At 63.8% G+C, this 12,464-nt stretch carries 9 protein-coding genes; 4 read left to right on the top strand and 5 right to left on the bottom strand.

The genetic code is table 11. From position 1 onward, the window contains the following. Positions 1 to 157 precede the first annotated feature (157 nt). The 4 genes from PSEEN_RS02940 to PSEEN_RS02925 all read left to right on the top strand — a co-directional run bounded on the left by PSEEN_RS02940 (position 158) and on the right by PSEEN_RS02925 (position 3,108). Positions 158 to 805, top strand: a complete 648-nt coding sequence (locus PSEEN_RS02940; protein ID WP_011532001.1) for a DedA family protein — start codon at positions 158 to 160, stop codon at positions 803 to 805. A 7-nt stretch (positions 806 to 812) separates the two neighbouring features. Continuing rightward, positions 813 to 1,628, top strand: a complete 816-nt coding sequence (locus tag PSEEN_RS02935) for a M90 family metallopeptidase (protein ID WP_011532000.1) — start codon at positions 813 to 815, stop codon at positions 1,626 to 1,628. 93 nt (positions 1,629 to 1,721) lie between these two features. Then, positions 1,722 to 2,249, top strand: a complete 528-nt coding sequence (gene ppa / locus PSEEN_RS02930) for an inorganic diphosphatase (protein WP_003255365.1) — start codon at positions 1,722 to 1,724, stop codon at positions 2,247 to 2,249. A gap of 160 nt (positions 2,250 to 2,409) precedes the next feature. Continuing rightward, a complete protein-coding gene (locus PSEEN_RS02925; RefSeq protein WP_011531999.1) occupies positions 2,410 to 3,108 on the top strand; it encodes a LexA family transcriptional regulator in 699 nt (232 codons plus the stop codon). A 247-nt stretch (positions 3,109 to 3,355) separates the two neighbouring features. On the opposite strand, the gene PSEEN_RS02920 is transcribed toward PSEEN_RS02925, so the two are convergent. From PSEEN_RS02920 to PSEEN_RS02900, 5 genes are all read right to left on the bottom strand, one after another. Further along, positions 3,356 to 4,270: a GNAT family N-acetyltransferase gene (locus PSEEN_RS02920; protein ID WP_011531998.1), complete on the bottom strand. Its 915-nt coding sequence runs from the start codon at positions 4,268 to 4,270 to the stop codon at positions 3,356 to 3,358. After that, on the bottom strand, positions 4,267 to 5,559 hold the full coding sequence (locus PSEEN_RS02915) for a phenylacetate--CoA ligase family protein (RefSeq protein WP_011531997.1): 1,293 nt from the start codon (positions 5,557 to 5,559) through the stop codon (positions 4,267 to 4,269). The genes PSEEN_RS02920 and PSEEN_RS02915 overlap by 4 nt, the downstream gene beginning before the upstream one ends. A 29-nt stretch (positions 5,560 to 5,588) precedes the next feature. Further along, entirely contained in the window at positions 5,589 to 7,997 is a 2,409-nt protein-coding gene (locus tag PSEEN_RS02910) for an acyl-CoA reductase (protein ID WP_011531996.1), read from the bottom strand. A gap of 1 nt (position 7,998) precedes the next feature. Further along, complete coding sequence (locus tag PSEEN_RS02905; RefSeq protein WP_011531995.1) at positions 7,999 to 9,123, bottom strand: LuxE/PaaK family acyltransferase; 1,125 nt, start codon at positions 9,121 to 9,123, stop codon at positions 7,999 to 8,001. A gap of 379 nt (positions 9,124 to 9,502) precedes the next feature. After that, the gene (locus PSEEN_RS02900) at positions 9,503 to 12,433 is read right to left on the bottom strand and encodes a TonB-dependent receptor (RefSeq protein WP_086009435.1); all 2,931 of its coding nucleotides are present in this window, start codon (positions 12,431 to 12,433) and stop codon (positions 9,503 to 9,505) included. Positions 12,434 to 12,464 lie beyond the last annotated feature (31 nt).

The raw sequence follows: 12,464 nt of genomic DNA, 5'->3' as shown, positions 1-12,464 counted from the left end.
CCCGCTACAAACTCTCCGGGCATATCCTCGACTTCGCCGTATAATCCCCTTCCTGTCATGTGTGAAAAGTTACCTTCCACAGGTAAATCCCCCACGTCAACGACGCTCTCCGTCATCGCGCGCCCGTAGAAGCGGGTCAAGAACACAGGTGCTGTACATGGACTTCAACCCGCTGGACCTCATCCTGCATCTCGATGCCTACCTCGACCTGCTGGTCACCAATTACGGTCCATGGATCTACGCCATCCTCTTCACCGTGATCTTCTGCGAAACCGGCCTGGTGGTGATGCCCTTCCTGCCTGGCGACTCGCTGCTGTTCATCGCCGGCGCCGTGGCCGCGGGCGGCGGCATGGACCCGGTGCTGCTGGCCGGCTTGCTGATGGCGGCGGCCATATTGGGCGACAGCACCAACTACGTGATCGGGCGCACCGCGGGCGAACGCCTGTTCCGCAACCCCAGGTCGAAGATCTTCCGCCAGGACTACCTGCAACGCACCCACGAGTTCTATGCACGCCACGGCGGCAAGACCGTCACCCTGGCGCGCTTCCTGCCGATCCTGCGCACCTTCGCGCCGTTCGTCGCCGGCATCGCCCACATGCACTACCCGCGCTTCCTGGCCTTCAGCGTGGCCGGCTCGCTGCTGTGGGTCGGCGGCCTGGTCACGCTGGGCTACTTCTTCGGCAACGTGCCATTCATCAAGCAGCACCTGTCGCTGATGGTGGTCGGCATCATCGTCCTGTCGCTGGTGCCGATGATCCTCGGCCTGCTGCGCGGCCGCTTCAGCCGCGCGGCCAAGGCCCACTGACCGCGGCATGTGGTCGTTCAGCGCCTGGCGCCGGCGGCGCACCCTGGCCCGCTACCCGGTCGACAATCAGCAGTGGCTGGTGATCCGCGATCGCCTGCCGCTGCTCGATGGCATCAGCGACGAGGAAGACCGCTGGCTGCGTGAGGCCTGCGTGCTGTTCCTGCATGACAAGCACCTGACCGCCCTGCCCGGCGTCGAACTGGACGACGAGCAGCGCCTGTTCCTCGCCGCCCAGGCGCAACTGCCCCTGTTGCACCTGGGCGAACTGAACTGGTACCAGGGTTTCCACGAGATCATCCTCTACCCCGACGACTTCCTCAGCCCCCAGCGCCACCGCGACGCCAGCGGCGTGGAACACGTGTGGGACGCCGAGCACAGCGGCGAAGCCTGGCAACAGGGGCCGGTGATCCTGGCCTGGCCCGGGGTGCTGGCCAGCGGGGGCTGGGAGGCCTACAACCTGGTCATCCACGAGCTGGCGCACAAGCTCGACATGCTCAATGGCGACGCCAATGGCCTGCCACCGCTGCACAACGGCATGCGCGTGGAAGACTGGGCCCAGGCCATGCAGCAGGCTTACGACGCCATGAACCGCCAGCTCGACCAGAACCCCGACGCAGAGACCGCCATCGACCCCTACGCCGCGGAAAACCCGGCGGAGTTCTTCGCCGTCACCAGCGAGTACTTCTTCAGCGCCCCCGACCTGCTGCACCAGGCTTTTCCGGCGGTCTACCAGCAGTTGGCGCTGTTCTACCGCCAGGACCCACTGACGCGCCTGGCCCGGCTGCAAACCGAACACCCGGATTACCGTGAGCACCACGGCTGATCGCCCCGCACATCCGGCCGGGCGTGGCACCCACTGTGGGAATGTGCCTATAATCGCCGCCACTTTTTTGATCAAACACGGGGGCATTGCCCAATGAGCTACAGCAAGATTCCAGCCGGCAAAGACCTGCCGAACGACATCTACGTCGCTATCGAGATCCCGGCCAACCACGCGCCGATCAAGTACGAAATCGACAAGGACAGCGACACCCTGTTCGTCGACCGTTTCATGGCCACCCCGATGTTCTACCCGGCCAACTACGGCTTCATCCCCAACACCCTGGCCGACGACGGTGATCCGCTGGACGTACTGGTCGTGACCCCTTACCCAGTCGCCCCAGGCTCGGTGATCCGCGCCCGTCCGGTCGGCGTGCTGAACATGACCGACGACGGCGGCGGCGACGCCAAGGTCATCGCCGTGCCTCACGACAAGCTGAGCCAGCTGTACGTCGACGTGAAGGAATACACCGACCTGCCGGCCCTGCTGATCCAGCAGATCGAGCACTTCTTCGCGAACTACAAGGATCTCGAGAAGGGCAAGTGGGTCAAGATCGAAGGCTGGGAAGGCGCCGACGCCGCCCGCGCCGCGATCACCAAGTCGGTCGCTGCCTACAAAGGCTGAAGCTGACAGAGAAAGCCCTGCTTCGGCAGGGCTTTTTTGTGGGCGCAGGAATTGCCCTACAGCATCCTAGGCAATCTCCTGCAAATCGCGATTTACCCTACAGCCCCCTTCGACATCAGGTTCATTTCCACACGTTTATCAGGGCGATAGACTCGCCCGCATGAACACTTCTGGCGACCGCCTCAAAGCTCTCCTGCAGGAGTGCAACCTGACCCCTTCGGACTTTGCCGCCCAACGCAAGGTCACCCCCCAGCACGTCAACAACTGGCTCAAGCGCGGCGTGCCCCAGGCGCGCGTGGAGGAAATCGCCGGATTGTTCTGTGTGCACCCGCGCTGGCTGCGCAGTGGCGAGGGCCCAAAGCACCCGGGGCCTTTTACGCCACCCCGTCCGGCCAGACCGCGCGAGGAACCACCCGCGCCATTGCTGGCCCTGGGCGCGGAACGCGTCCCCCTACCCCTCTTTCACCCCCACGAAAGTGGCCTCGAGGCCGTGCCGGGCCTTCATCAGCCAATCCCCAGGGAGGCTCTCGACCGCGTCCGCGTGGCCACGCAACACGCGTTCTGCATTGGCATGCCGGCAAATAACATGGCGCCCTACCTGCCACAAGGCACACTGTTGGCAGTCGACCGCAGCTTCACCCGGGTCGTCGAGGGTGAGTGCTACGCACTGCTGCACAATGGCAAGCTGCGCGTGCACCAGCTCACCCTTGGCCGCCACGGCACCCTGTGCCTGCACAGCCATGACCGCCTCAACCACCCGACCGAACGCTATACCGCGTACCAGCGCCGGGCCCAACACCTGGAGATCCTCGGCTGGGTGTTCTGGTGGTCGTGTCTGCGCCCGACGCGCCCAGCCTGAAACACCTCGCACCATTTTTTGCTGGGCACAGGCCCCGAGCCCTAGTATGCTACGCCGCACATCACGCCCCCTGATGGTGCAAGCCGCATTCCAGAGGGCCTGGCGACGCCTCACACAGCCGTCCGCCATCTTTTTCAGGCCATGTTGCCAACCGTTTAAGGCGGTTGCGGCTTATCAAAAATGAGCCAAGACCGTCCCCGAGAAGCCGGCCACAAGCCGGCTTTTTAATGCCCGCCATTCCCGATACTCAGCACGCTTCGGCGTGGAGCGCCTGTTGCTTCACGCTGGCAAGCAACGCACGCGCCGTCGGGCTGTGAAGCTGCAACGGGCGGCCGGAAAAGCCGCGCTGCAGCAACCAGTACCAATGCCGCCCAGGCCCCAGGGCAAGCCCCATGTCGGCATAACCTGCCTGATGGAGCACCGACAACGCCATTGGCAGATTGGCATCCATCCTTACCCAGACGTGGGTCATCCGGGTAGACGACAATCGTGAGGCTTCGATGATCGAGAGGTGGTTTGCGCACTCGATGATCAGGTCCAGGCGATCATCCTGGACCGCAATTTTCGTCAGTGCCGCACGATCCCCGACAAAACCGGCCGAAACCGCTCCGAATTGCTCGATCAACGGGGCTATCCACGGCGGTTGGTCACCTGGCATGTCCATCAGAGGCAGAGGTAGCGCCTGCAAGGGCAGCACACCCAGGATGGCGGTTTCCCGCGCGGGATGGCAGATCGGCGAATCGACGTAATCGAGCAGCAGCCCCGTGGCCTGGAACCCCAGTGCAGCCCCCAGTCGCTGTGTCCACACGTGGCTGGCGACCATCTTGATCGTCAACACCGCCATGTGTTGCCGACGAGCCAAGTCACACAAGTGCCGGCCCAAGCGGGTCGCGATGCCCTGTCCCCTCGCCTGGGGATCGACGACGATCATGGCCAGCTCGGCACGGCGTTCATCCTCCGATGAGCGCCACAGCAGGGCATGACCGACAATATGGCCTCCCTGCAGCGCGACCACGGATTGCCAGCGCCGCGTCCGGTTGTGCTGGCAGATGACGGAGGGCAGATAGATCTCCGGGTAGAAATAGTCTTCGCCATAGACCCTGTTGAACAACGCACTGACCTGCGCCGCATCATGCTCCTCGAATCCACGGACAAATATCATCGAGCAGCCTCCTCGAGCAGGGGCTGATAGTCTCGTCTGTCGACAACACGCAACAACTTGCCCGTTCGCTGATTCGTCACCAGATCCAAGGGTTGGCACCAACTGACCGACACTACCAGCGCCCCCTTCTCCATGAGCTCGACCACAGCAGCGTCGCCTGCTTTCAGAGACTGCAGCAATGCCTCGGCGCATCCGCCGTCACCAGGATGAGCAATACGAAGCACGATGAAGTCGGTGCCGTTCTTCCTGTCGATCACCAGTTGCCACTGGCATTGCCCCAAGCGCTCCTCGATAGCCACCGCCAGTTCGTCCGGGAAGAGCGTTGCATAACCGATCCTCACCCGGTGACCGAGGCTGCTGCGCCCTGCGAGCTTGAACTTGCGGCTGGCGCTCCCTGGTGCTTCGGTCCATTGCGCTAGGTCACCGACGGGGTAGCGAATAACGGGCATCAAGGCACGCGTCAGGTTGGTCACCAGCAACAGGCCGGTACGGTTGGCCTCGTGAATTGGCTCGCCCGAGGCTTCATCAACGATTTCGACGAGGGTGTCGGGCTCGAAGACACGATGCTCACCCGGTGCACAATCGACCGTGCTGGCGCCAATCAGGCCCGCGTCCACGCTGGCACAGCCGATCGATACCACCTTGGCGTTGGGCAGCACCGCCTTGAACAACGCGCGTTGCTCGGCAAACACGCTTTCCCCGCCATACAGGACCGTCCTCACCCCTGGCAGCTGGATACCGTCCTGTTCGAGACTGGCGATGGCGTGCAGGAGTTTCCCCGGCACGCCCGCCAGAACGTTGATCCCGTGCTGCGTGACCTGCGTCGCCAGCGCCTGTGGATCGACCGCGCCGGTGAAGGGGAACACGCAGATCGGCAGCTGGGTCTTGGCCAACGCCCCTTGAATGAACAGGAAGCTGGCATACAGGTCGCCCGCGAAGAACAAGTTGGCTACACGGTCACCGGGCTCGAGCCAGGCACACAGGCTGCGCCCGAACGTCGTGATGAATTGATCCCACTCTGCCTGGGTGTAGACCGAGTGCTTGGCCGCGCCGGTCGTGCCACCGGTCTTGTAGACGATCGCGTCGGTTACCGGCCCCGTCAGCACGGGCCAGTCTTCGAGCACCGCCCCGCGCGCCCAATACTGCTGGGCATCGACCATCGGCAGGTCGGCCAGTGTCCAGCCCGCTTTCGGGAGGTCCCGATACAGCCGGGCATAGTAAGGGGAATGGGCTCGGACATGATCGACGAGCCATGCCAGTGCAAGCGGGCATTTGCTGGAGTAATCCATGTTTCTGCGTCCTCTTCATGCACGGTGGGTCAGCGACGTTTGTCGATGACCAGCGGTGTCTTCCCAGTCTGCGGGTGACTTTCGAAGTGCTGTTGTGCCCGTTGGCACACTTCCAGTTCCAGCAACCCAAGCGACAATGCCTTGCTCAACTCCGCGTCGGCACACACCCTGGCCCTTACCAGGCCGGGTTCTGCCTCCGCCAGCAGGCGAATACGCTCCAGGCCATGGTCAGGATTGACTTCAAGGTGCAGTTGCACCGGCGCTTCGGCCAGCGCGGCTAGCCGCTGTGGCTGGATGAACAGCGAACCAACGCGCACCCGCGCACCGTGACGCCCCAGCAGCTCGAAACGTGGCTCCGGCACGCCGCATGGGCACTGGCCATTCACCCAACGCCCCATGTCGCCGATGTCGTAACGGGTGACGTCATGCCCTTCCCGAGCCTTCGAGGTGAACAGCAAGCGCCCCGCCTCACCTGGGGCGACAGGCTCATCGCGTTCGGGGTCGACGATCTCCAGCCACTGGGTATCACCCATCAGGTGAAAGACCCCGTCCGGGCTGGACGCGCAGGTGTAACCCAAGGGGCCGGCATCGACAGAGCCATAGAGCGCGGAGCGGATGGTCTCGACGCCAAAGCCCTGGATGAACGTGCGCTGCGCCGGTGCAAGATGTTCACCGCCCAGCAGTACCTTGCGGATCCCGCCATAGGCACGCAGTGTTGCAGCCTCGCGGGAAAACAACTGGTGCACCGTGGTTGGCATGCCGATCACGGTGTCGATTCCTTCGGAGACGATCAGTTGGGCGATCCCGCGATAATCATCACCCTGGGGCCCCGCCATCGGATAGTGCCTGACGCCCAGCTTGTCCAGGACCGTGAAGAAACTGAGCAGGCCGCCGTATAGATTTCCCCCGTACAGCAGGTTGATGACCCGGTCCTTGCCAGGCTCCAGGCCGGCGGCAAACAGTCCGTCGGCCGCAGCCTGCATCTGCCGGTGATAATCGCGGTAGGTATAACCGGCAAGGCTTGGCGTTCCCGTGGTACCGCCAGTGCGGAAGAACAACTGCGCGTGCGCACTCATCGAGCCGTCCAGAAATGCACTGCGGCTCATGATCGGTTGCCCTTCCATGCCGGCGGGTGCCTGGCCACGGGCATCCAGGGTCGCCTGCCCAGGCAGGCTGCCCTCCGTCAGGCTCACGGAGACCCGGCGCGCGAACATGCTCAGGGCATACACGCCATCGTGAGGCTCACCGCTGTAGCCGTCGTGCATCGTCTGCACCGACGTGACCCGGTCGACCCCAGCGGCCAGGAGCATCTGGCTGAGGTGGGCGAACTCGTGGGCTGAGCTGACCAAGCCGCAAGTCTGCAACCGGGTACGCCAAGGTCGCAGGGCATGCATCACCGCCCGGCGCGGCAATGGCCGAAGCAGGATCGTGCGAAACAGCGGCGAAGGCTCTAGTGCCATCACATGCTCAAGGACAATCTGCCAACCTTGCCCCCTCCAGACCTGGCCTCTGCCATCGACGAATGCGTGATCCAGCTCGGCCAATGCCAGCTTGGTGGTGACCTGCGCGGCCTCCTGCACACTGGGCGACAGTGCAGGCCAGTGGGCATGGCGGCGCTGCATCGCCGCGGCCAACTGCCCACCCAACGCTCGCAACGTGTCCGCATCGTCGCTGTCGATGAACACCACCTGCGGGCTGGAGCAGGCCTGCTGGTCGAGGCGGCAGACCTCGTCGGCCAGCGCATCGAGCGCACACTCATCGACCGCCTCCGGCACCAGCCAGGCAAAACTGACCTTGTGCCCCCAGGGAATCCATCGACAGCCGTCAGGCAACTGGTCGCGAATGGTCTTCAATGCCTCGTTTCCCCCCCAGGCCGAAACACCGTCGGCATAGGGCATCAACTTCGAAAGCTCGGCCTTGGCCACCGGCAATACCGCCACATGGTTGGCCAGCTCGCCGGATCGATCGCATTGCAGGAAGGCCTGCAGCAACCGAGTGTTCAAGCCCTGATCGCGCCCGCTGGGGCGCAGCCAGTTGACATTGCCCACCAGCAAGCTTTCCAGCACGGCAAAGAATGGCAGCAGCGGCGCATTGCCTGGGGTGATATGCAGGATGAGACCCAGCGGCCGCCAGCTCTCGAAGCGGGGGACCCGATAATCGCGACGACGCAAGGAGAATGGATTGACACCCAGTTCGTTCTCCAGCTTGGCGCGCAGAACGTCAGGCTGGCAGAACGCTCGGAGCTGCTCCCTTAGAGCGGCATCGAGTTCAGCCAGGAACTCACCGTCCAGCAGTTTCTCGGCAAACCGACCGGCGCAGGCCAGCACGGTCTCGATACCGCAGGGATGGCTCAGCGTGTGCGCCAGTTCGCCCGTCAACCGTACCAATGCCTGGTCCAGCGTCAGGTCCGCATGGTACTGCCCTTGAATGAGGTACATATCAGTTCTCCCTTATCAGTTCAGAGGCGGCCAATGCGCAGCTGCGGCTCTTGCCGGTACCTGCCCGCCCAAGAATCTCGAACCAGTCGGTGGCAATGCCGCAGCCACACTCGTCACCGCGATGCAGCACCGCCAGGTCACTCATCACGATGCTGTGGGCGGGGCTGGAGGTGATGTACGGCGACACGAACTGGATCAGCCCCGGCTGCCCGTAACCCTGCAAGGCGAACGTCCCGGTGTGGCGGGTGAAGGCTCGGGAGTAGGTGGGCACGTGGTGGCGGTGGTTTTCGCACTCGACATAGGGCACGCAGTGCTCGACGGAGCCGTAACCGTCACGGCAGCGCGAGGTCGGTATGCCCAACTGTTCGTTCATCCGCGCATACAACTGGGCCTTGGGGATCTGCTGGTCGGCATGGGTTTTCCAGCCACCACCGAACATGGCCAGCGAATCGGCAGCGAATGCCAGGGGCGGGACCTTCATTTCCCGCATCCGCTCGAGAACGAACCACATGAACGCCGGGAAGCCCAGGATGCGCAGTGGCGCCTCATCCCGCGCGAACCGTTGCAATGCCTCGATGACGCCGAAGGGGTCGAACTCTGTCTGCCTGCCGTTGTGACGCAGGGCGTAGAACGCCTGTTTGACCGGCGCGTACTTGCAGAGGAAGTTGTCGGTAAAAGCCGTGCCGAGTGCGCTGTGGCCGACGGGCTCGTAGCCCAGCATCAGGTAGTTGCACGGCACCTGCGGCGTATCCCAGCCGTACCGCCGATAGATCCGGTCGACCATGCCTTGCGCGGCACCGAGACTACGCGTGTCATAACGCATCCGGCTTTTCTGGCCGGTGGTGCCTGACGAAGTCAGTTCCAGCGCATCCAGGCCGCTTTCGCTGAGCAGCAGGTGCTTCTTCAGATAGTTGGCGAAAATCGGTGGCAGTTGGCCCCATGCCTGGGAACACAGAGTAGAAGGGTCGAACTGCTGCTGGCACAACCATTCGGCATAGCCTGGCGAATGTTGCTGGTGGTAAGCCGTGACTTCACGCATCGCGGCATCAAACAACTGATCTGCGTGCTCGCCGACTTGGTAGGGATCCTCAAGCGCGCAGAGTGCTTCAACGTGTACAAGATTCATCGATCGAGCTCCGAGCCATGAACTGAGAAACAACCGTGGCCAGCCCGCAAGCAGGTACAGGGAATGCCCGGCACCTCTGGACTGCGACACGGTTGAAACATCGGGATGCGCCTGAAGCTCCGTTGACTGCCAGCGGTTCATCCAGGCGATCCGAGCGTTGCTGCGGAAAACTCTATGCGGATGCGTACGGAAAATTAGTAGGGAAAGTCCTCACGGAATATGGGTGTTTTCGACATGCGATATGGGACAGATGCGCAGATTGGTGTCAGCGCGACCTTCAAGGCACGTGGGATATCAAAGGAGGGGTCGCAGGCCCGGGTGCTTGCGCAGCATCGGGCCTGCTGGAGGCTTTTCGGCTAAAAGAGGGGACTGGGTTGGCCTAGAACCGCGTTTGCACCCCCATTCGCACTGTCCGCCCCGGTGCGGGCATGAAGCTCTGCGCCAGCGGGTCCAGGTAGTAGCGGTCCGTCAGGTTCTGCACCGACAGGTTCAGTTCGGTGTGCTCCAACACCTTGTACTTGAGGAACAGGTCGAACAACGCCACCGAACGGTAGTCGATCTGCGGCGTGGTGGCGCCGGTCTGCCACGGCTTGTCCATCTGCGCGGTGGGGCCGGAGGTGTAGGTCATGCGCCCGCCCACGGTCAGCGCCTCATCGAAGAAGCGCAGGCCGGTGGTGAGGTTGGCCGAGAACTTCGGCGGGTTCTGGGTGTTGGTGTACGACCCCATGTAGCTGCCCGGCGTGCAGTCCGGGGTGTTCTGGGTGGGCTGGTAGCGGTTGGCACTGGCGCGCAGCTTGGCGGCGAAGGCCGCGTCGCAGGTTTCGGTCTTCAGGTAATAGGTGGCCGACAGGTCGGCGAACACACGCCCGGCGTCATAGTGCGACTGCAGCTCCAGGCCACGGGTACGGAAGCGGTCGGTGTTGCTGAAGGTCATCTGCCCCCACTTGCCCGGGCTCGGGTCGTAGTAGCGGGTGATGTAGTTCTTGATGTCGTTGTCGAAGAACGCCAGCTTCGCCGACGCCTCGTCGCCCGCCGCCAGCAGGCTGCTGCGCAGGGCACTGACGCCCACCTCCCAGCTGCGCGAACGCTCGGGCTCGAGGTGCTTGCCCGGGGTGACCTGCTGGGTGCCCTGGCTGGTCTCGAACAACGAAGGCAGGCGTAGGCCCTGGGTGTACGAGGCATAGACGAACGTGTCGGGCAGGAACTCGACATTGATGCCGAAGGCCGGCGAGAAACCACCGCCACTGCTCTTGCCCTGTGGGGTGTAGTTGTAGCCAGTGACCACGCTGCTGATGTCTTCCGGATACACCGTCACGTCAACCGCGCCGGACTCGTTGAACGGCACACCATTGAAAGGCTCGTTGCTGTTCTCGAAGACAATGCCGTTGTTCAGGCGGGGGTCGGTGGCGTCGGTGTACTGGCCGTTCTGGTCGGGGAACCACATCATGCTGCCCCAGTGTTCCGGGCTGCTCGCGGTGATCCAGCGCACCTCGCGCTCCTCGCGGCGGGCTTCGGCCAGCACGGTGTTGTCCTTGGTCCGGTAGTGGGCGTAGCGGCCCCCGCCCCACAGCGTCACCTGCTCGATGGGCTGGTACTCCAGCTTGCCGTTGAAGCTGAACTCCTGGCGTGATGCATCACGCAGCATGCGGTTGGCGTTGATGTCGTGCTGGGTGGCGACCACGCTTTTCTGCGGTTGCAAGTCTTCGAGCTGGAAGGCGCCGCCCAGGTCGAGCTTGAAGTCGCCGTAGCCTGTGGTGAAGCGCGACACGTTGTTCAAGTCGCCACCGATGCGCCGGTCGTCCTGGCGCGACCAGCTGCGGTCGGTGCGAAACAGCTGCGACTTGGGCGCCATCCAGGCCGCGCTCAGGGTGCTGGTCTTCGAATCGGTCATCCACAGGTTGCTGGTCAGGTCCACCCATGGGTTGCCTTCGGGCAAATAGTGGTAGCGCGCGGTGTAGGTGTCGATATCGATTTCGGACTGGGGGTATTGATAGATGCCGGCCGTGCCAAAGCGGAAGATGTCCGACGGCATGATCTCGCCCATGCGCCCTTCGAAGCGGCGGTAGCCCAACTCCAGGGTGTGGTCGTCCGCCAAACGCCAGGTGGTCTTGAGCAGGTAGGAGTCGGTCTGCGACGACGAGTTGAGCACTTCCTCGCCGGCGTTGTAGGTGCTGGCCACGCTGGACTGCTCGTCGCCATCACGGTCGTAGAGGCGGTAGCGGTCCTGGCCATGCTTGCCCGAAAAATAGTTGCCCTGGTTGCGGTGCGCGTAGGCCGCCACCAGGTCTACGCGCTCGTTGCTGTAGGCGAAGGCCGCGCTGCCGGACTCGGCCTTGGAGCCGAACAGGCCGTTGCGCTTGTCGCGTGGCACCGCGCTCAGGTCCTCGTCCCGGGAGTGGCTGTTGCGATGGTCGGGGTCGACACCGTTGTTCCAGAGATTGCCGGTCAGGCGTAACCCCACGTCCTTGCCGTCCACCAGGATGTCGTCGACACCCAGGGTCTTCATTTCCACCGAGCCGCCGATTGCGCCCGAGCGGGTGCTGGGACCTTTGTTCACGGTGACGCTGCTGAGCAGGTCCGGGTCGATGTAGCTGCGCTGCTGGGTGCCGCCGTAGCCTCGATAGACATCCAGCGCCTGCTCCGAGCCATCGACCCGTACGGCCACCCGGCTCTGCCCCTGGATACCCCGGATATTGACGTCCAGCGCGCCACCATTGCGGCTGTCGCCCACCTGCACGCCCGCCACGCCCTTGAGCATGTCGCCCACCGACACCGTGCCGAAGCGGTCGAGGTCCTCCCGCGACAGATGCACCGTTGAACGAGGCGCGCGGTAGGTGTCCCGCTGCGGATCGAGCAGTTCGGTGGAGTCGACCACGGTCGCGCTCAACTCGGTGGCGGTGGACGACGTCCGCGCCTGGGGCGCCAGGATGTAGGTGCCCGATGCGCTCGGCAGCAGTTGCAAACCGGTGTTCGCCAGCAGGCGCCGCGCACCTTCCAGCACCGTGTAGCGCCCCTTGAGCGCCGGTGCCGCGCGGCCCCGGGTCAGGTCGGGGTCATAGGACAGCAGCAGGCCGGACTGGTTGGCGAACACACCCAGCGAAGTCCCCAATGGGCCTTGCCCGATGTCGTAGTCGCGCGGCGTGGCGTCGTCAAGCCGTGTGGCCACGCTGGTCACCGCGCCAGCGGCCTGGGCCAGGGACACGCCGCCTGTCATCAGGCAGCCAAGCATCGCGCAGCGCACGGCGAAACTGATCGGGGATGGGCGCTGCAAAGGGCGCGAAACAGGGGGAAGCCGACGTGCTGCGGGCATGCTTTTCTCGCTCGTAGGGTTTGCGCCCGGC

Source organism: Pseudomonas entomophila L48, from assembly GCF_000026105.1.
Taxonomy (GTDB): Bacteria; Pseudomonadota; Gammaproteobacteria; order Pseudomonadales; family Pseudomonadaceae; genus Aquipseudomonas; species Aquipseudomonas entomophila.
This window is presented reverse-complemented; position numbering and strand designations above follow the sequence as displayed.

What these genes read in the sequence shown, in the direction of transcription:
- PSEEN_RS02940 (WP_011532001.1), top strand. Translation starts at nt 158, where the DNA reads ATGGACTTCAACCCGCTGGACCTCATCCTGCATCTCGATGCCTACCTC.
- PSEEN_RS02935 (WP_011532000.1), top strand. Translation starts at nt 813, where the DNA reads ATGTGGTCGTTCAGCGCCTGGCGCCGGCGGCGCACCCTGGCCCGCTAC.
- ppa (WP_003255365.1), top strand. Translation starts at nt 1,722, where the DNA reads ATGAGCTACAGCAAGATTCCAGCCGGCAAAGACCTGCCGAACGACATC.
- PSEEN_RS02925 (WP_011531999.1), top strand. Translation starts at nt 2,410, where the DNA reads ATGAACACTTCTGGCGACCGCCTCAAAGCTCTCCTGCAGGAGTGCAAC.
- PSEEN_RS02920 (WP_011531998.1), bottom strand. Translation starts at nt 4,270, where the DNA reads ATGATATTTGTCCGTGGATTCGAGGAGCATGATGCGGCGCAGGTCAGT.
- PSEEN_RS02915 (WP_011531997.1), bottom strand. Translation starts at nt 5,559, where the DNA reads ATGGATTACTCCAGCAAATGCCCGCTTGCACTGGCATGGCTCGTCGAT.
- PSEEN_RS02910 (WP_011531996.1), bottom strand. Translation starts at nt 7,997, where the DNA reads ATGTACCTCATTCAAGGGCAGTACCATGCGGACCTGACGCTGGACCAG.
- PSEEN_RS02905 (WP_011531995.1), bottom strand. Translation starts at nt 9,123, where the DNA reads ATGAATCTTGTACACGTTGAAGCACTCTGCGCGCTTGAGGATCCCTAC.
- PSEEN_RS02900 (WP_086009435.1), bottom strand. Translation starts at nt 12,433, where the DNA reads ATGCCCGCAGCACGTCGGCTTCCCCCTGTTTCGCGCCCTTTGCAGCGC.